General features: G+C 55.9%; 17 protein-coding genes. 6 read left to right on the forward strand and 11 right to left on the reverse strand.

Annotated features, from left to right (window positions below; genetic code table 11):
• Positions 1 to 101: 101 nt before the first annotated feature.
• The 6 genes from HED22_RS12260 (at position 102) to HED22_RS12285 (ending at position 5,728) form a co-directional block, all read left to right on the forward strand.
• The gene (locus tag HED22_RS12260; RefSeq protein ID WP_167722567.1) at positions 102 to 905 is read left to right on the forward strand and encodes an aspartate/glutamate racemase family protein; all 804 of its coding nucleotides are present in this window, start codon (positions 102 to 104) and stop codon (positions 903 to 905) included.
• Positions 902 to 1,891: a hydroxyectoine utilization dehydratase EutB gene (gene eutB / locus HED22_RS12265; protein ID WP_167722570.1), complete on the forward strand. Its 990-nt coding sequence runs from the start codon at positions 902 to 904 to the stop codon at positions 1,889 to 1,891. The genes HED22_RS12260 and eutB overlap by 4 nt, the downstream gene beginning before the upstream one ends.
• 4 nt (positions 1,892 to 1,895) lie before the next feature.
• Entirely contained in the window at positions 1,896 to 2,888 is a 993-nt protein-coding gene (gene eutC, locus HED22_RS12270) for an ectoine utilization protein EutC (RefSeq protein ID WP_167722573.1), read from the forward strand.
• Between the two features lie 57 nt (positions 2,889 to 2,945).
• Positions 2,946 to 4,127 (forward strand): ectoine hydrolase DoeA, encoded by a 1,182-nt coding sequence (gene doeA, locus HED22_RS12275; protein WP_167722576.1) that lies wholly within the window; start codon positions 2,946 to 2,948, stop codon positions 4,125 to 4,127.
• Between the two features lie 108 nt (positions 4,128 to 4,235).
• Positions 4,236 to 5,234: a N(2)-acetyl-L-2,4-diaminobutanoate deacetylase DoeB gene (gene doeB, locus HED22_RS12280; RefSeq protein WP_167722579.1), complete on the forward strand. Its 999-nt coding sequence runs from the start codon at positions 4,236 to 4,238 to the stop codon at positions 5,232 to 5,234.
• A 2-nt stretch (positions 5,235 to 5,236) separates the two neighbouring features.
• Positions 5,237 to 5,728, forward strand: coding sequence for an Lrp/AsnC family transcriptional regulator (locus HED22_RS12285; RefSeq protein ID WP_167722582.1), 492 nt, complete (start codon positions 5,237 to 5,239; stop codon positions 5,726 to 5,728).
• A gap of 94 nt (positions 5,729 to 5,822) precedes the next feature.
• Here the strand turns inward: HED22_RS12285 and HED22_RS12290 are convergent, their stop codons facing one another.
• The 11 genes from HED22_RS12290 to HED22_RS12340 all read right to left on the reverse strand — a co-directional run bounded on the left by HED22_RS12290 (position 5,823) and on the right by HED22_RS12340 (position 18,226).
• Complete coding sequence (locus HED22_RS12290; protein ID WP_167722585.1) at positions 5,823 to 6,008, reverse strand: hypothetical protein; 186 nt, start codon at positions 6,006 to 6,008, stop codon at positions 5,823 to 5,825.
• Entirely contained in the window at positions 6,008 to 7,360 is a 1,353-nt protein-coding gene (locus HED22_RS12295) for an amidase (protein ID WP_167722587.1), read from the reverse strand. The genes HED22_RS12290 and HED22_RS12295 overlap by 1 nt, the downstream gene beginning before the upstream one ends.
• 12 nt (positions 7,361 to 7,372) lie before the next feature.
• The gene (locus HED22_RS12300; RefSeq protein ID WP_167722589.1) at positions 7,373 to 8,794 is read right to left on the reverse strand and encodes a TRAP transporter large permease subunit; all 1,422 of its coding nucleotides are present in this window, start codon (positions 8,792 to 8,794) and stop codon (positions 7,373 to 7,375) included.
• A 62-nt stretch (positions 8,795 to 8,856) separates the two neighbouring features.
• Entirely contained in the window at positions 8,857 to 9,429 is a 573-nt protein-coding gene (locus HED22_RS12305) for a TRAP transporter small permease subunit (RefSeq protein ID WP_167722592.1), read from the reverse strand.
• Positions 9,430 to 9,527: 98 nt separating this feature from the next.
• Complete coding sequence (locus tag HED22_RS12310) at positions 9,528 to 10,685, reverse strand: TRAP transporter substrate-binding protein (protein WP_167722595.1); 1,158 nt, start codon at positions 10,683 to 10,685, stop codon at positions 9,528 to 9,530.
• 205 nt (positions 10,686 to 10,890) lie between these two features.
• Entirely contained in the window at positions 10,891 to 11,856 is a 966-nt protein-coding gene (locus HED22_RS12315) for a D-glycerate dehydrogenase (RefSeq protein ID WP_167722598.1), read from the reverse strand.
• Positions 11,857 to 12,277: 421 nt separating this feature from the next.
• Positions 12,278 to 13,441: a Gfo/Idh/MocA family protein gene (locus HED22_RS12320; RefSeq protein WP_167722601.1), complete on the reverse strand. Its 1,164-nt coding sequence runs from the start codon at positions 13,439 to 13,441 to the stop codon at positions 12,278 to 12,280.
• 46 nt (positions 13,442 to 13,487) lie between these two features.
• Positions 13,488 to 14,543 carry a sugar phosphate isomerase/epimerase gene (locus tag HED22_RS12325; RefSeq protein ID WP_167722604.1) on the reverse strand — a complete coding sequence of 352 codons (1,056 nt, stop codon included), beginning with the start codon at positions 14,541 to 14,543 and terminating at the stop codon, positions 13,488 to 13,490.
• A gap of 101 nt (positions 14,544 to 14,644) precedes the next feature.
• A complete protein-coding gene (locus tag HED22_RS12330; protein ID WP_167722606.1) occupies positions 14,645 to 15,601 on the reverse strand; it encodes an ABC transporter substrate-binding protein in 957 nt (318 codons plus the stop codon).
• A 65-nt stretch (positions 15,602 to 15,666) separates the two neighbouring features.
• A complete protein-coding gene (locus HED22_RS12335; protein ID WP_167722609.1) occupies positions 15,667 to 16,680 on the reverse strand; it encodes an ABC transporter permease in 1,014 nt (337 codons plus the stop codon).
• Positions 16,673 to 18,226, reverse strand: coding sequence for a sugar ABC transporter ATP-binding protein (locus HED22_RS12340; RefSeq protein WP_167722612.1), 1,554 nt, complete (start codon positions 18,224 to 18,226; stop codon positions 16,673 to 16,675). The genes HED22_RS12335 and HED22_RS12340 overlap by 8 nt, the downstream gene beginning before the upstream one ends.
• Between the last annotated feature and the right edge of the window lie 203 nt (positions 18,227 to 18,429).

Raw genomic sequence — 18,429 nt, forward strand, 5'->3', positions numbered from 1 at the left:
TTTGGCCCGCAATTTCCGGGTTCGCCCGGAAGCACATTTGAAAATTTGAAAACGGGGTCGTCCCAGGATTTATCGGGACGACCCGCCTTCTGGAGTTCAGGATGATGTCCGTATCCCGTGCGGTCACGCCAGAGCCGGTAGATGTGCCGTATTCTCCTGCCCCTGTTGGACCGGCAGGGCGGATCGGCCTGATCACGCTGGCAACCGATTTCAACAGCGAGGATGACCTGCGCGCCATCCTGCCGGGTGACCTGCGCCTGTTCACCACGCGCATTGAAAACGCCAATCCGGTCACGGTTGAAAACCTGCAATCGATGGCAGCCGACCTGCCGCGCGCGGCCAAAACCCTGTTGCCGGGATATGGCGTCGACGTTGCCATTTTTGGCTGCACATCAGGCACCGCTGTTACCGGATCAGACAAGATCGCAGCCCTTATCAATGAAGGCATGCCAGGCACAAAGGTCACCAATCCGCTTCTGGCCAGTGAAATGGCTCTCCGTGCCGTCGGGGCGCAAAAAATTGCCATCCTGACCCCGTATGTTCCCGATGTGACGAAATCCGTCGCCGATGAGTTTTCCGCCAAGGGGTTTGATGTCACCCGCGTGATGGGCTTTGGCCTTGATAATGATTTTGACATGACCGCCTTGCCGCCCGAGGCCATTCTGCAGGGCGCGCTTAAGGTCGACACGCCTGATGCAGATGCGGTGTTTATATCCTGCACAGCCATCCGGTCAGCCGAAATCATCCATGAGGCCGAACGCCGACTTCAAAAGCCTGTGATCACAAGCAATCAGGCCCTTGTCTGGCACGCATTAAAACTGATTGAGTACAAAAAGCCGATCACGGGGTTTGGCACCCTGTTTGATCAGGCTCCGCAACCAACGAACGAAGTCGAGGTCCCATGAAAGACCCCATCACATTTGCTGATGTTCTTTCTGCCCGTAAAAACATTGCGGATCATGTCATTCACACACCGCTCCGCCCGTCAGCAAGCCTGACAGACCGTGTCGGCAGCCCGGTGTGGCTCAAATGCGAACAGCAACAATATACCGGCAGCTTCAAGCTGCGCGGGGCGGCCAATGCCGTGCTGCGTCTGAGCGAAGAAGAAAAGGCCAAAGGTGTGGTTGGCGTTTCCACGGGCAACTATGGCCGGGCGCTGGCTTATGCGGCGCGCAATGCCGGGGTCCGGTCCGTCATCTGCATGTCCGAACTGGTCCCGCAAAACAAGGTCGATGGCATCCGCGCTCAGGGGGCCGAGGTCCGCATCATCGGCCAGTCACAGGACGAAGCCCAGCATGAAGTCGACAGACTGGTCAAAGAAGAAGGCATGATCATGCTGCCGCCCTTTGACCATGCTGATGTCATTGCCGGTCAAGGCACCCTTGGTCTTGAAATCATCGAAGCCCTTCCCGAAGTGGACACCTTGTTGGTGCCCTTGTCCGGCGGCGGGTTGCTGGCTGGTGTGGCGCTGGTTGCGAAATCAGTCAATCCGATGATCCGGGTCGTTGGGATCACCATGGAACGTGGCTGTGCGATGATCACCAGTCTGCAGGAAGGCAAACCAACCGCGGTCAAGGAACTGCCAACACTGGCAGACAGCCTTGGTGGCGGTATTGGTGAAAACAACCAGTACACATTTGATATGTGCGGCGATCTGACCGACGATTTCGTGCTGGTCAACGAAGCCCAGATCGCCGATGGCATCCGGGCGGCATACCTTGATGATCAACAGGTGGTCGAGGGGTCCGGTGCCGTGGGTATTGCGGCCCTTCGTGCCGGTCTGGTTGACAATCCGGGCCGCACCGTGGTGCTGGCGACCGGCTGCAATATCGACATGGACCTGCATAAACGCATTGTCGGCGGCGAAGACGTCGACCTGATGGCGGAGTAACCCGATGCCCACGATCAGAATTCTGACCGAAACCGACCTGCGCAAGGTCATTGATCTGGACATGGATGCCATTGACTGCGTCGAAGGCGCATTCAAGGCCCTTGCCACACAGGATGTCCGCATGCCGCCGATCCTGCGTCTGGATATTGACGAATATAATGGCGAGGTCGATGTCAAAACCGCTTATGTCCCGGGCATCGACAGCTTCGCGATCAAGATCAGCCCGGGCTTCTTTGACAATCCCAAACTCGGTCTGCCATCGGTCAACGGTTTGATGAACCTGTTTTCATCAAAGACCGGCCTGCTTGAGGCCGTCTTGCTCGATAACGGCTATCTGACCGATGTGCGCACGGCTGCGGCCGGTGGCGTTGCCGCCAAACATCTGGCCCGCGAAGATGCCAAACATGCCGCTGTCTTTGGCGCCGGTGTTCAGGCACGCCTGCAGCTCAAGGCACTGACACTGGTGCGCGACATTACATCCGCCACCATCTGGGCGCGCGATATCGCCAAGGCCGAAGAATGCGCGAAAAAGGCATCCCTTGAACTGGGCATTCCGGTGACCGCGACCGATGATGGCAAGGATGCGGCAAGCAATGCCGACATTATCGTCACCACGACGCCTGCGCGCGAACCGGTCCTCATGGCCGACTGGGTCCAGCCGGGGACCCATGTGACCGCGATGGGATCAGACGCAGAACACAAAAACGAAATTGATCCTGCCCTGATCGGGCAGGCTGATCTTTATGTCAGCGACAGTCAGGCGCAGACGTGTATCCTTGGCGAACTGCATCACGCCATGGATGCCGGTATTGTGTCCTCAGACGCGACATTGCCCGAACTCGGCCAGATCATCGCCAAATCCTTGACCGGCAGAACTTCTGCGGGTCAGATTACGGTTTGTGATTTGACCGGAACCGGTGTCCAGGACACCGCAATCGCCACCCTCGCCCGTCACCGCTGCGATGCAGCCGGTGCAGGGGTCGAGATTAATTCGTAACAACAAAAGGAAAATGGGTCAGGTAGCTGAAACCCCGCCTTTATCTGGAGGCCTGCGATGAGCCAGGTAGAACTGAATTTCACGCGTGAGGAATACGCCGAACGCCTGGAGAAAACCAAAAAAGCCATGGTGGAAAAGGGCATCGATCTTCTGATCGTGACCGATCCGTCAAATATGGCCTGGCTGACCGGCTATGACGGCTGGTCGTTCTATGTCCATCAATGTGTGCTGGTACCGATAGAAGATGACCCGATCTGGTTCGGGCGTTCGCAGGATGCCAACGGGGCGAAACGTACGGTCTATATGCCACATGACCGCATCATCCCGTATGCGGATTACTATGTGCAATCGACCACCCATCACCCGATGGACTACCTTGCCGAGGTGATTGAACATCGCGGCTGGGCGACGCGTCGCATTGGTGTTGAAATGGATAACTACTATTTCTCGGCCAAGGCGTTTCTCCAGCTCCAGACGCATTTGCCTGATGCCAAGTTTTCCGACGCCACAGCCCTTGTAAACTGGCAGCGTGCCGTAAAATCCGAGACCGAGATTTTCTATATGCGCCAGGCGGCCCGCATTGTCGAAAACATGCATGAGCGCATTTTTGAAATCGTCGAACCGGGCATGAAAAAGAACGAACTGGTGGCGGAAATCTTCCGTACCGGCATCGCCGGTGTGGACGGGATTGGGGGTGACTATCCGGCGATTGTGCCGCTTCTGCCGTCTGGCCAGGATGCCAGCGCCCCGCACCTGACCTGGGATGAAAAACCCATTCCGGCAGATGCCGGGACCTTCTTTGAAATTGCCGGCTGTTTCCGCCGCTACCACGCGCCGCTGTCACGCACGATCTATCTTGGCGATCCGGACCAGCGGTTCCTTGATGCTGAAAGTGCCCTGATCGAAGGTCTTCAGGCCGGTCTTGAAGCGGCCAAACCGGGCAATGTCTGCGAAGATATCGCCAATGCCTTCTTTGGGGTCTTGCAGAAATACGGCATCGAAAAGGACAGCCGCTGTGGCTATCCGATCGGGCTTTCCTATCCGCCAGACTGGGGCGAACGCACCATGAGTTTGCGTCCGGGTGACCGCACCGTTTTGGAACCGGGCATGACATTCCACTTCATGCCGGGCCTGTGGTTCGATGACTGGGGGATCGAGATCACCGAAAGCATGATGATCACCGAAACCGGGTCGAAAACCCTGACCAGTTATCCCCGTCAGCTGTTTGTCAAAAACTGACCCACAAAACCGTTCCGCACGTCATGACATAACAGTCATGGCGTGCGCTACCACACGCCACAGCCTGACGACGACGGTCGCGAAGTCAGGCTTTTTAAGGATACGACCATGACAAAACCATCACCCATCAGCCCGACGATCCCGCTTGATCAGGATGGCATCCACCACGGCTTTTTGAAGCTTCCCTATTCGCGCGATGATTCCGCGTGGGGGGCCGTGATGATCCCGATCACTGTCATTCGCAATGGCAATGGCCCGACGGCCCTTTTGACCGGTGGCAACCATGGCGATGAATATGAAGGCCTGGTCTCGCTGTTCAAACTGGCAGAATCGCTCTCGGCCGGGGAGATCAATGGCCGTGTGATCATTCTACCGGCCATGAACTATCCGGCGTTTCGCAATGCATCGCGGACCTCGCCGATTGATGCGGGCAACATGAACCGGTCGTTCCCGGGCAAGCCCGATGGCACGGTCACGCAAAAGATTGCCGATTACATTTTCCGCTATCTCGTGCCCGAAGCCGATATCGTCCTTGATATCCATTCCGGCGGCAAGACGCTTGATTTCATTCCGTTCTCAGCCGTTCACGTCCTGCCCGACAAGGAACAGGAAGCCCGCTGTGTCGCGGCCATGAAGGCATTCGGCGCGCCTTATTCGATGATGATGCTCGAACTCGATGCGGTCGGCATGTTTGACACCGTCGTCGAAGAAGCTGGCAAAACCTTTGTCACCACCGAACTTGGTGGGGGTGGTTCGACCACCGCCGAACGTGTTGCAATTGCGGATCGCGGTGTGCGCAACATCCTGATCCATGCCGGTATCCTTGGCGGTGAACTTGAACCCTCCCCGACCGGGACGATCATGCTCGATATGCCCGACGACACCTGCTTTATCGCATCCGAGGCCAGCGGCCTGTACGAGCCCTGCGTCGATCTGGGGGATCGGGTTGAAAAGGGTGATCTGATTGCGCGCATCTATGATGTTGAACGCACCGGCACCCCGCCGCGCGAATATTATGCCCCACGCGCGGGCATCGTATCGTGCCGTCACTTCCAGGGCCTGATCAAAACCGGTGACTGTCTGATTGTGATTGCCGAGGTGCTCTGAACATGATCAGGCTTGATGAGCTGGATCTGAAAATCCTCAAAACCCTGCAACGCGAAGGGCGCATCACCAAGGTCAAACTGGCCGAGGCGGTGAACCTTTCGCCAAGCCCGTGTTGGGAACGGCTCAAACGCCTCGAAGATCTTGGCGTCATTTCGGGCTATCACGCCCATATCAATCTGGAAAAGCTGGTCAAACCAACACTGGTTCTGACCGAAATCACGCTCCGTCATCACCAGCATGACGATTTCCAGATTTTTGAACGCGCCGTTCAGGATATCCCCGAAATCGTCGAATGCTACGCGCTGGGCGGCGGGGTGGACTACATGATCAAGGTGCTCTGTCATGACGTTGATGCCTATCAGCGCATGATCGATGGCCTTTTGGTGTCCAATATCGGCATCGACCGGTATTTCACCTATATCGTCACCAAAAAGGTCAAAACCACGCCGATTCCGCCAATCGAAAATCTGGTCGCCCCGCCAGAACGCAAGTAACCGTCAAAACCGGCAACAGACAAAAAAACGGGGCAGGATATACTTCCTGCCCCGAAGTTTGGCTTGCATCCAGAGAGAGTTATCCCCCTTTGGATCAGTGTTTGTCTTCCTTGTGGCCCATGGCGACATGCCACATATCCCATCCGGCAAGCCCCACCGTCAGCGCCACCATGACCGCAAGGTCAAAGCGGGTAACATAGCCCACAAGAATGCCGACAAATCCAACAAGAACGGCAAAAGCCAGAAGTGCCATGGCACGGTTCAAAAGACTGTTTTCCATTATGCGTTCTCCTGACTGTTAAGATGTGATTTCAACCAGTTCGCGGTCCGCATCAACCGTGCATCGTCGCCAACCCGACCAACAAGCTGTACGCCCATTGGCATGCCGTTTTGCGACCATAAAAGCGGAATGGTCACAGCCGGCGTGCCGCAGAACGTCCAAAGCCCGTTAAAGATCGGGTTGCCGGTCGTCTGAAGGTTGGCTGGTGCCGGGCCCGTGGCGGCAGGGGTGATGATCGCATCACAGCGATTAAACACTTCGTCGAGCCCGGCATTCAGCACCTTGCGCCAGTCAAGGGCAGCCAGATAGTCACGCGCCTTGACGTCATTGCCTTTGTCGATGGCATCACAAATTTCCGGCGACAGCTGATCCCGACCGCGCTTTTCATAGCCGTAATAATCCTTGGCCATTTCGGCAAAGTTGATCCGGGCCCGCAGGGCATTGGCATCTTCGAACGCCTTTGGCAAAGGGGCCTCGAAGCATTGATCGCCGAGCATTTCAGTAATTTCGCGAAACGCCGCAACGGTTTCCTCGTCTGCCACCTCGTCAAATTGCGGCGGCCGGACAAAGGCAAACATCGGGGTGACCAACGGATCGCTTTTGGCAACATCGACCAATCGTGGCGTCGGGCTTGGGCTTGTCGCCGGATCACCCGCGTCATAGCCAAACAGGCTTTCGGCCACCATCGCCGCCCCGGTAACCGAGTTGGCGAAAACACCGATGGTATCAAGCGTCGGGCTTTGACTGAGAACCCCGGTACGGGCGATTGCACCAAACGTCGGCTTGAAACCAACCACCCCGCAAAATGACGCCGGGCGAATAACCGACCCACCGGTTTGCGTCCCCACCGCAAGCGGCACCATCGCCGCGGCAACGGCAGCTGCCGATCCGGCCGATGATCCCCCCGGGGTGTGGTCCGGGTTGTGCGGATTATGGGTCTTGGACGGATGCATGAAGGCAAGTTCGGTCGAAACCGTCTTTCCCATGATAATCGCCCCTGCCGCCTTAAGCCGCGATACCAGAACCGCGTCCTCGTCGGGCACACGCCCCTTATCAAGGACGGTCCCGTTTTCGGTCGGGATTTTGGCGGTATCGATGACGTCTTTCAGACCCACCGGAAGTCCATGCAGCGGACCAATCGGGGCGCCTGATTGCCGTCTGGCATCAAGGGCACGCGCCTGTGCAATCGCATGATCACTGTCAAGCCACGCCCATGCCTGAACCTGGGGTTCGACTTCGGCAATGCGTGCCAGGCAGGCCTCGACATATTCAACCGCGCGCACCGCCCCGCTGGCAAGGCGGTCGCGCAGTTCGACAACATCAAGTGTCAGTAACGGGTTGATACTACTCATCACATTCTTCCCCTAGCGTGCGCCATAGAACAGATCAGGCAAATGGAACACGATTTGCGGGAAGCTGTACATCAGAACCATGCTGACGATCACCATGAACAGGAATGGCATGATCCCCTTGAAGATATCGGTCAGCAATATCCCGCTGGGCGCCACCCCCTTAAGGTAATAGGCCGACATGGCCATGGGTGGCGTCAGGAACGATGTCTGCAGGTTCAATGCGACCAGAATACCAAAGAACAGCGGATCAATATCAAACAGCGGCAACAACGGCAGGAAGATCGGAACAAAGATGATGATGATCTCCGACCATTCCAGCGGCCAGCCGAGCAGGAAGATGATCAACTGTGCCAACAACAGGAACTGCAGCGGTGTCAGGTCCAAGCCACCGACGAACTCGGCAATCACATGTTCCCCACCAAGGTAGGAGAATACTGACGAGAAGGTGTAGGACCCGACAAACAGCCAGCACACCATCGCCGATGTCCGCACCGTCAGATAAACCGACTCACGCAGGCGATCAAAGGTCAACGCCCGATAGGCCGCGGCCAGAACCATCCCGCCCAGCGCACCAATCGATGCCGCCTCGGTCGGGGTTGCCAGACCAAACAGGATCGATCCGAGAACTGCAAGGATAAGGAAAGCCAGTGGGAAGAACGATGTCGCCAACATCCAAAGCACTTTTGGCAATGGAACTTCCGGTACTTCATCCTTGGTCGGGCGCGGGGCTGCCTTGGGCTGCAGCATCGCACGCCCCATGACATACAAAAGATACAAGCCCACAAGCGTCAGACCCGGCAACAAAGCGCCAGCATAAAGCCGCACGATCGAAACACCCGATGCGGCGGCATACACAATCAGCATGATCGATGGCGGGATCAGAATACCAAGTGTCCCGCCCGCACAAATGATGCCTGAGGCAAAGCTTTTGTCATAGCGCGCCTTTAACATCGCCGGCAGGGCCAGCATCCCCATCAGGGTCACAACCGCGCCAACAATCCCGGTCGCAGTCGCAAACAGCGCACAGGTAATCAGGGCCGCAACCCCAAGCGACCCCGGAATGTTGCGCGCAGCAATATTAAGCGTCGAGAACAGCCGGTTGACGATATTGGCGCGTTCAACGATATAGCCCATGAACAGGAACAGCGGCACGGCGGTCAGAACTTCGTTCGACATCACCGTGTATGTCTGGTTGATAAACAGATCGAATATTCGGTTGTTAAACGCCCCTTCGAACCATGTTATCGCGGATGTCAGGGTATCGCTGTCCTCAGCCAGCCGGTTAAAGGCCCGCCACATGCGGCCGGCATCGAAATAGGCGTAATAGCCAAACCCGATCCCCAGCGCCATCAGGGTAAAGGCAACCGGAAAACCGAGGAATACCAGTAAGATAAAGATGCCCAGCATCATCAGGGCGACATGTGCGTCAATCACTTTGGCTGCTCCGTTCGGGGGCGTGTATCGCGTATGGCATGGTGATCTTGATCGTCATCGGATCAGTCTTCCTTGGCCACGCGTTGTTTGATCAGCAGTTCTTCGGTTTCTTCAACGTCATCATCTGCATTGCGCCAGTACCCTTCGCGGATACACAAAATGCAGCGCATCACCTGTGCGATGCCCTGGATGAACAGAAGAATACCGGCTGCGACAATCACCGCCTTGAATTGAAAGATCGGAACACCCGCCGGGCTGTTCACGCTAACTTCCCCATAACCCCACGAACGGGCGGCATATTTCCAACCCGACAGGATCAGGGCGGTAACACCCGGGAAGAAGAAAAAGATATAAAGAACCAGATCCACCTTGGCCTGGGTTCTGGGCTTCCAGAGGCGATAAAGGAAATCGCCGCGGACATGCCCGCCACGCGACAGGGTATAGGCCCCACCCATCATGAACAGCGTGCCATACATGATGAAGGACACATCCAGCGACCATGTGGTTGGCGCATTAAATAGGTATCGCGACGCCACCTCATAGCTCATGCCGAGCGTCATGAGGATAATCAGCCAGCCAAAGCCCTTGCCAAACCAGGCCGAAAGCTTGTCCGCGAATTCAATAAATCCAATCATGAAATCCTGTCCGTTCGCGTATTGACTGCTCCGAAGGCTGCGATCAGGCCAACGGAGCAGTCAGGATCATCGAAACACTGAAAAACCCGAACCGGGGATCAGAGTTTCAGTTTGCCCGGGAAGTAGTGATCATAAGCGAGCTGATAATCAGGTGAGTTCATCAGTTCGTAGAAGGTCACACGTTCGACCCAGGCACGCTGGCTATCAAGAACCCGTTTCATGAACGGATCTTCTTCAAGCGTCGGGATCAGTTTGTCCCAGGCTTCAAGCTGTGCGGCCAGGATCTCTTTCGAGGTCCGGTGCACTTCAACGCCCTCATCCTGCAGTTTCTGCAGATCCGAGGAATAGTTATCCATCGCAAGGGCCGTGTTCGAAGTCGACGCCGCCTCGACAGAGTGACGCAGGATCGCCTGCAGATCCGGCTCAAGGTCTTCCATCAGGGATTTGTTGAACAGGAACTCGAAGCTTTCCGATGCCTGATGGTACGAAGACAGATAGTAGTTCTTCGCAACATCCTGCGCGCCAAAGCGCATGTCAGAAGACGGGTTGTTGAATTCAAACGCGTCAATCACGCCACGTTCCATTGCCGGCACAATCTCGCCACCCGGAAGCTGTGCGACCGACATGCCCATCGACTGCAGAAGGTCTGCTGCCAGACCCACCGTGCGGTATTTGAAGCCTTCGATATCGGCGACAGTGTTGACCTCTTCCTTGAACCAGCCGAACGGCTGTGCTGGCATCGGGAAGCCAAGAAGACCGACCACGTCCAGACCCATCACATCCTGGGTCAGCTCGCGATAGAACTCTTCACCGCCACCGGCATAGAACCAGCTCAGCATGGTGGTTGCAGAACCACCAAACACCGGACCGGTCCCAAATAGCGATGCAGCCTTGTTTTTGCCGTACCAGTAAACCGGCACGGAATGGGCAATATCAATCACGCCGTCATTAACACCATCAAGAACCTGGAAGGCGGCAACAACAGCACCTGCGGGCAGAAGGTCGATTTTCAGGCGACCACCCGACATGGATTCAACACGGTCAACATACTGCTGGGCAAACGTCATCCAGATGTCCGATGACGGCCAAGAGGTCTGCATTTTCAGAACCATCGGTGCAGGCTGCGCGTGAACAGCCGGTGCCGCAAACATACCGGTTGCCGCAGCACCGCCAGCAACCACCCCGGTCGCCCCTTTGGTCAGGAACGAACGACGGGATACTTCCTTGGACTTCACGTCTTCAGATTTGGTCTTCATTTCCATTTTTCCTCCCAGATATACCGCTGTTTGCCGCCAACCATTGACGGGGAAACAATCGGTAACTGTCAGCCTTCAAAGGCCCCTGATCTTGGTATTCAAGACCATTTTTGATGCGCTTGGCCCGTTCCGGGACCCCTAAAAACGGTACGCATTTTGTTATTAAAGACTTGAACGAACTTTATTCCGGCGGTTCTCCCGCCTTCTACGCCACCCGGTCACCGGGTTCTTTTCCTTGAAAATAGGCATCAAGGTTATCGAGCGCGCGAAAGCCCATGGCATCGCGCGTTTCTTCTGTGGCAGAGCCTATATGTGGTAACAAAAAGACGTTATTCAACGCGCTAATCCGTTGATTTCCGCCGGGTTCATTGCAAAACACATCAAGGCCTGCCGCAAACAGCTTGCCGCTTTCAAGGGCGGAAACCAGCGCATCCTCGTCAACAAGGTTGCCGCGCGCGGTATTCACAAGGATCGCGCGATCCGGCAGCATCGCAATTGTCTTGCTGTTGATGATGCCCTTTGTTTCGGGCGTTGACGGGCAATGCAGTGACAACACGTCGGAATGGGCAAACAGGTCTTCGATGGTTTCGTGGAAAATTGCGCCCTTGGCCAGATGATCTGGCAGTGGCTTGCGGTTGTGATAGTGCACTTCCATGCCAAACCCACGTGCGCGTTCGGCCGCAACCTGCCCAACCCGGCCCATGCCCAATACGCCAAACCGCTTGCCGGTCACCTGACGCCCGACCATGAAGGCTGGCGACCAGAAATCCCATTTGCCAGCCCGGACCATCGCATCCCCCTCGGCCCCGCGACGCGACGCACCGAGCATGCACAGCATGGCAATCTCGGCCGTGGCATCCGACAGCACATCAGGCGTGTTGGTCACAACGATCCCGGCCTCCTTGGCCGCTGTCAGATCGACATGATCAACCCCGACGGAATGATTGGCGATAATCTTGAGGCTTTTGGGGAGTTCGGCGATGACATCGGCCGAAAAATGTTCAGAGTGGCACGGCAGGACAGCATCAACTTGCCCGCACTTTTCGATCAGTTCCGCGCGCGTGAAAACGTGGTCATCATCGTTGGTCACGACGTGATAGTCCCGCGCCGCGCGCGCCTGTACGGCATCACGCAATCGTCGCGTTATCAAAAGCTTTGGCTTCTCGGGCATGCGGACGCTCCCGGTGAATTCCCTGAAAGTAGTCTTATTTTTTATAATCCTAGGAAACACCTATACGGAAAATCCAGCAATAGGCGATCAACCAAGAGGCAACTCTTTTTCACTTCGTGGAAAACCACAGGGTGCTCTAGGTTGCGCAAATTCGCATCAAAGAATATTCAACTTATTGATTTTAATGATTTAAATTTGCGCAAACCTTGCGGTTCCCCAATGCCGCTCCAAATGCAAAAAGCATCACACCGGGCATATTTATGCGCTGTTTGCTGGCAAGAATCGGCTGAACTCAAAAAAAAAGAGCCACAACCTGAAAGGCTGTGGCTCTATGCCGACATAACGCCGGTCGGGAAGAACACGTTTCAATGGCGATTCCTCACCTCCGGGAATCCCCAGATTTCCCGAACATGAGGAATGATCACATTTTAACCCAAACGGCCCCGTCCCGGCCCGAACGCACGACGGCTTCAACAAATTTCATGCCTTCAAGGCCTTCTTTGACACCCGGCACAGGCTGTGCTGCCGCATCGGCCTTATCACCACACAGATGCGCGACCAGTTGGTCGGCAAAGTCGGTATAAAGGCAGGCAAAGCCTTCAAGGTACCCTTCCGGGTGACCTGCCGGAACCCGAACACCATGCTGACCCGCGTCTGAATTGCCCGGTCCTGCACGGGTGATCAGTTCAGGGCGCCCGTCAAGCGGGCGGAAATGCATGTGGTTTGGATGCTCCTGCGCCCATTCAAGCCCGCCCTTGTCACCATAGATCCGCAGACGAAGGCCATTTTCGTGACCAATTGCCACCTGACTTGCCCAAAGCATCCCGCGTGCGCCATTTTCATAGCGCATCAGGACCTGCACATTGTCATCAAGCTTGCGGCCCTCAACGATGGCATCGACATCGGCGCAAATTTCGCTCGGCGTCATGCCGGATACGAAATTCGCAAGGTTATGGGCATGGGTACCAATATCGCCAAGCGCCCCGCCCATGCCGGCCTTGGTCGGGTCGGCACGCCAACTGGCCTGCTTGTTATCGGTATCTTCGACCCTTGTGGCCATCCAGCCTTGCGGATATTCAACCTGAACCAGCCGGATATCGCCAAGTTTGCCATCCGCCACCATCTGGCGCGCCTCGCGCACCATCGGATAGGCCGTGTAGTTATGGGTCAGGGCAAACAACAATCCGGTTTCCTGGACCTTGGCCGCGATCTTTTCGGCTTCATCAACCGTCATGCAAAGCGGCTTGTCGCAAATCACGTGAATACCGGCATCCAGCATCGCCATGGCCGCGGGGAAATGCAGGTGGTTGGGTGTAACAATCGCGCACACATCAATGCCGTCATCGCGTGCCGCTTCCTGTTTGGCCATATCTTCAAAACTGGCATAGCTGCGATCAGGATCAATAAACAGCTCGGCTGCTGATGCGGCCGCGACATCGGGCTTTGATGAAAGCGCGCCTGCCACCAGTTCATAGCGATCATCAAGCCGTGCAGCGATACGATGAACGGCCCCGATAAAGGCCCCCTGACCGCCACCCACCATGCCAAGTCGCAGGCGACGGCCCAGGGATGCTTGTTTGCTCATATCTGCCTCCAAATTCCGGATGGAAAAGTCCTGCCCGTGTGATGACCTAATCGATGCCCAGGATGCGGCGGTTTGCCGCCTCGTCCGTGCCACCATCGGCAAAGTCGTCAAAGGCCTTCTCTGTCACACGAATGATGTGGTTTTTGATGAATTCGGCTCCTTCACGGGCACCGTCTTCAGGATGTTTAAGCGCGCATTCCCATTCGAGCACGGCCCAACCATCAAAATCAATCGCCGCAAGTTTCGAGAAGATCGCGCCAAAATCTACCTGCCCGTCACCAAGCGACCTGAAACGGCCTGCCCGATCAACCCAGCTTTGATACCCGGAATAGACCCCCTGTCGACCGGTTGGATTGAATTCGGCATCCTTGACGTGGAACATACGGATACGATCGGCGTAAATATCGATGAAATCAAGGTAATCAAGCTGCTGCAATACGAAGTGGCTTGGATCATACAGGATGTTGGCGCGCGGGTGATTCTTCACGCGTTCCAGAAACATCTCGAACGTTGCCCCGTCAAACAGGTCTTCGCCCGGATGGATTTCATAACAAACATCAACACCCGCCGCGTCAGCCGCATCAAGGATCGGTGTCCAGCGTTTGGCAAGTTCGTCAAAGGCGGTTTCGATCAACCCGGCCGGGCGTTGCGGCCACGGGTAAACAAATGGCCAGGCCAATGCGCCGGAAAATGTTGCATGGGCCTTGATACCCATATGGCTTGATGCCTTGATCGCCGCCTTGACCTGATTGACCGCCCATTCCTGGCGCGCTTTCGGGTTGCCGCGTACTTCCGGTACGGCAAAGCCGTCAAACATCTCGTCATAGGCGGGGTGAACAGCCACAAGCTGCCCTTGAAGATGCGTTGAAAGTTCGGTCAACTCCACGCCATGCTGGCCGAGTTTTCCGATCACTTCATCGCAGTAATCCTTGCTTTCGGCCGCCTTTTCGACGTCAAACAGGCGTTTGTCCCAGCTTGGGATCTGAACACCCTTGTATCCCAGTGACGCGGCCCAACGGCCAATGGAATCAAGATTGTCGAACGGGGCTTCGTCGCCAGCGAATTGCGCCAGAAAGATCGCCGGTCCCTTAAGCGTTTTCATCTCAGACCTCTTTAGCTGCGTGACGTTGGATTTCTGTGGAAAGTTGGCTGCGTCGGGCGCGGTGCGCCCGACGCAATCATGCGTGTCCCAATCAATTCTTCTTAGAACGGGCTGTCCGGGAAATAGAAGTTCTCGGCATTTTCCTGGGTGACGACGGTTGCGCCCAGAATGTAACGACCTTCAACCGGTGCGTTCGAGGTGAACTTCATAACCGTCACGTCCATCGCAGTTGCGATCATCGCCGGCGGATACAGAACATCAATCGGGGTCAGTTCATCACCATCCATCACGCGTTTGATGATGTCTTTCATGCCAGCACCACCAACGATGAACATCTCATCAGTACGATCCGCCTGCTTTACGGCCTCGATCACGCCAAGGGCAATGTCATCATCCTGTGCCCAGACCGCGTCAATTTCCGGGAAGCGCGACAGGAAGTCCTGCATCACTTCATACCCGTCATCGCGGTTCCAGTTGGCATGTTTCATATCGAGGATTTCGATGTTCGTGCCTTCAAGCTCTTCAACAAACGCATCTACGCGTTCGGTATCAATCGTGGTCGGAATACCGCGCAGAACAACGATCTTGCCCTCGTCATTCAGACGTCCGCGGATATATTCGCCCGAAACACGGCCAAGCTCCGGGTTGTTACCAGCGACATAAACGTCTTCGATCCCCGGAAGCGAAAGACCGCGGTCAACCACGGTCACGAATTTGCCGGCCTCCTTGACCTGCTGGACCGGAACGGTCAGCGGGTCAGACTCAAACGGCAAAACGACCAGGGCATCGATATCCTGTACCGACACCAGATCTTCAAGATCGTTGGCCTGTTCGGTTGCACCATTCGCGCTGACCACAATGATATCAATATTCGGATAGGTTGCCTCGATGCGCTTTTCCGCCTGTTCGGCATGCCAGTTCAGGCCACCGGCCCAACCATGGGTCGCCGCCGGGATCGAAACCCCGATCTTGATCTTCTCCTGTGCGATTGCGCCGGTCGATGCCAAGCCAAGGCCCAGAACACAGGCGGCCCCCAGATATTTTGTAAACGTTTTCATCAACGTTTCCTCCTGATCAAAAAAAATGATGCGTTTTCACATTCTTCCCGGACGTTGATCGCCGGTTATTTGCTCTTTTTGCGTCGCCAGTCCCCGCGCTGCAGGAACACCGCAACGATGATGATCAGCCCCTGAACCGCTCCGTTCAGATAGTTACTGATCGCATCCGTCAAATTCAGAATATTGCCAATCGTGGTCAGCATGATCGCGCCAACAACCGTGCCCCAGATCCGGCCATAACCGCCCTTCAGCATCGTGCCGCCAATGATCACGGCTGCAATTGCCTCAAGTTCCCAAAGCACCCCGGTCGAACTGGATGCCGACCCCAGGCGTGGCACATAAATGATGGTCGCAACCGACACGCACAGACCCTGAATGACATAGGTCAGCGTCTTCACACGGTCGACATGGATGGCGGAATAACGTGCGACCTGCTCATTCGAACCGATGGCAAAACATTTGCGCCCGAATGGTGTCATGTTCAAAAGCACATAGCCGACAACTGCGACCGCAAAAAACACAAGCACAGGCACTGGAATGCCCAACACATCGCCGTAATAGACCGGGCGATAAACGCCGCGCACCCCGAAATCAAGCGACAGCGTGCCACCATCCGCCATATAGGTCACAAGCGAACGGTAAATCCCCATCGTGCCCAGCGTGACGATAAATGCCTCGATCTTGCCCTTGGTGCTGACAAGACCATTGACTGCACCGGCTGCAATCCCCAGCAACACACTGACCAGAATACCAATCAGAACCGTCTCGACACCGGCGCCGAGTGTTTCGACAAGCGTATTCATCACAACAATCATCGCGCCCGAAATAAACGCTGCCATCGACCCCACCGAAAGGTCAATGCCGCCTGCGGTAATCACAAAGGTCGCGCCCACCGCGATGATGCCGATAAAGGCCGCACGGGTGAAAATGTTCGAAAGGTTGCCGCCGCTTAAGAACGCGTCATTGATGACGGTGCCCAGAACGAACAAACCAACGAGGGCCAAAAACGGACCCAAGGCTTTGAAATCGATATTGAAACCACTCGAAGTCGAAGCTTCAGTGCGCTCAAGGCTACTCATGAACAGACACTCCCTGCTTGCCTGAAATTCCTGTCGCGTGCCGCATGATTTCATGCTCGTTGCGGTCGTTGCCTTCAAGAATGCCGGTGATCCGCCCGGCCGCCATGACCGCGATGCGATCAGACAGGCCCAGCATTTCCGGCATTTCGGACGACAGGAGAATGACGGATTTACCGCGTTTGGTAAGATCGCCGATGAAATGATAAATCTGGCTTTTGGTGCCGATATCGATGCCGCGCGTCGGCTCGTCGATGATCACGACTTCCGGGTCGGTTTCCATCACCTTGGCCAGCAACAGCTTCTGCTGGTTGCCCCCGGAAAAATCACCCACCTTGGTTTTCGGATCGGCCGCGCGAATGTCAAAGGCCTCAATTGCCTTGGCAAGGGCGGCTTCTTCGGCCTTGCGGTCGATAATGAAGGTCCCGAATTTTTCAAGCGCCAGCAAAGTCAGGTTGGGTCGCATATCCATATTAAGCAACAACCCACTGCCCTTGCGGTCCTTGGTCAGATAGGCAATGCCGCATTTCTTGGCATCCTGCAGACTGTTGATTGGGACAATCTTGCCATTGCGCGCTATATCGCCAGATGTCCGGTCTCGCAGACCAATGATGGCCTCCATCAACGCCGTCCGTCCTGCCCCGACAATCCCGGCAAAGCCCAGAACTTCACCACGCCGCAGGTCAAAACTGGCGTCGCGCACCTGCCCTTCGACAGAGACATCCCGCACCGACATTGCAACATCATGGGCTTCGACCGGTTCGCGGTCGGGGAACATCTGTTTGATGTCACGACCGACCATCAGGCGCGCCATGTCATCTTTTTCAACTTCGGCCACCGGCTCGGTCGTGATCAGGTGGCCATCGCGCAGCACCGTTACCCGGTCGGCAATCGCCTTGATCTCGTCAAGCTTGTGGGAAATGTACAGGATCGCGACACCCTGCTCGCGCAGGCGTTTGATCTGGTCAAACAGGATATCAACCTCGCGCCCGGTCAAAACCGCCGTCGGTTCATCCAGGATCAAGATATCGGCGTTTTTCGACAGTGCCTTGGCAATCTCCACCATCTGCCGATCCGACACCGCAAGGTCCTTGATGCGCGCACGCGGATCAACATCGCATTGCAGCTGATCCAGAAGCTTTTTGCTTTCCAGCCGCATCGCGGCCTTATCCAGGAACCAGCCCCGCTTGATCTCTCGGCCCAGAAAGATGTTCTCTTCAACGGTCAGTTGCTCGGCCAGGTTCAGTTCCTGATGGATCAGGATGACGCCATGATTTTCGGCAACTTCGCTGTCTTCGAATGTGACCGGTGCCTGATCAAGGGTAAGGTCGCCGCTGGTCGGTTGATGATAGCCAGACAGGATTTTTACCAATGTCGATTTGCCAGCGCCATTTTCACCCAAAAGCGCATGCACTTCGCCTGCGCGCAGATCGATGGATACATCGAAAAGCACCTGTGCGGGCCCAAATGACTTGCAAATCTGCCGACCGGACAGGCGCACGCGCGCATCCGGATCGGGATTAACGGCGTGAACGGCCGCATCCGTCATGAATATATCCTCCCTAGCGTCGCATTTCTTGCGATCAACTTGATTAGGGTCAGGACCCACTAATTTGATTTCGATGGCAGACGTTATATCTGTGAAATCCAAGGAACAGCCCGCCGGTCGGGTCGGCATCCCGACCAAGGGATATGACGCCGGAGTTCGCAGATATAACGTCTGTCCTTCGGATTGACCGGATTTGCACGGCC

The sequence above is a fragment of the Thalassospira sp. HF15 genome (genome assembly GCF_011806525.1).
In the GTDB taxonomy this organism is placed as follows: domain Bacteria; phylum Pseudomonadota; class Alphaproteobacteria; order Rhodospirillales; family Thalassospiraceae; genus Thalassospira.

Coding starts and splice junctions, on each gene's coding strand:
- eutB (WP_167722570.1), top strand. CDS start 902: ATGAAAGACCCCATCACATTTGCTGATGTTCTTTCTGCCCGTAAAAAC.
- HED22_RS12325 (WP_167722604.1), bottom strand. CDS start 14,543: ATGAAAACGCTTAAGGGACCGGCGATCTTTCTGGCGCAATTCGCTGGC.
- HED22_RS12260 (WP_167722567.1), top strand. CDS start 102: ATGATGTCCGTATCCCGTGCGGTCACGCCAGAGCCGGTAGATGTGCCG.
- eutC (WP_167722573.1), top strand. CDS start 1,896: ATGCCCACGATCAGAATTCTGACCGAAACCGACCTGCGCAAGGTCATT.
- HED22_RS12320 (WP_167722601.1), bottom strand. CDS start 13,441: ATGAGCAAACAAGCATCCCTGGGCCGTCGCCTGCGACTTGGCATGGTG.
- HED22_RS12330 (WP_167722606.1), bottom strand. CDS start 15,601: ATGAAAACGTTTACAAAATATCTGGGGGCCGCCTGTGTTCTGGGCCTT.
- HED22_RS12340 (WP_167722612.1), bottom strand. CDS start 18,226: ATGACGGATGCGGCCGTTCACGCCGTTAATCCCGATCCGGATGCGCGC.
- HED22_RS12305 (WP_167722592.1), bottom strand. CDS start 9,429: ATGATTGGATTTATTGAATTCGCGGACAAGCTTTCGGCCTGGTTTGGC.
- HED22_RS12290 (WP_167722585.1), bottom strand. CDS start 6,008: ATGGAAAACAGTCTTTTGAACCGTGCCATGGCACTTCTGGCTTTTGCC.
- HED22_RS12315 (WP_167722598.1), bottom strand. CDS start 11,856: ATGCCCGAGAAGCCAAAGCTTTTGATAACGCGACGATTGCGTGATGCC.
- HED22_RS12285 (WP_167722582.1), top strand. CDS start 5,237: ATGATCAGGCTTGATGAGCTGGATCTGAAAATCCTCAAAACCCTGCAA.
- doeB (WP_167722579.1), top strand. CDS start 4,236: ATGACAAAACCATCACCCATCAGCCCGACGATCCCGCTTGATCAGGAT.
- HED22_RS12335 (WP_167722609.1), bottom strand. CDS start 16,680: ATGAGTAGCCTTGAGCGCACTGAAGCTTCGACTTCGAGTGGTTTCAAT.
- HED22_RS12295 (WP_167722587.1), bottom strand. CDS start 7,360: ATGAGTAGTATCAACCCGTTACTGACACTTGATGTTGTCGAACTGCGC.
- doeA (WP_167722576.1), top strand. CDS start 2,946: ATGAGCCAGGTAGAACTGAATTTCACGCGTGAGGAATACGCCGAACGC.
- HED22_RS12310 (WP_167722595.1), bottom strand. CDS start 10,685: ATGAAGACCAAATCTGAAGACGTGAAGTCCAAGGAAGTATCCCGTCGT.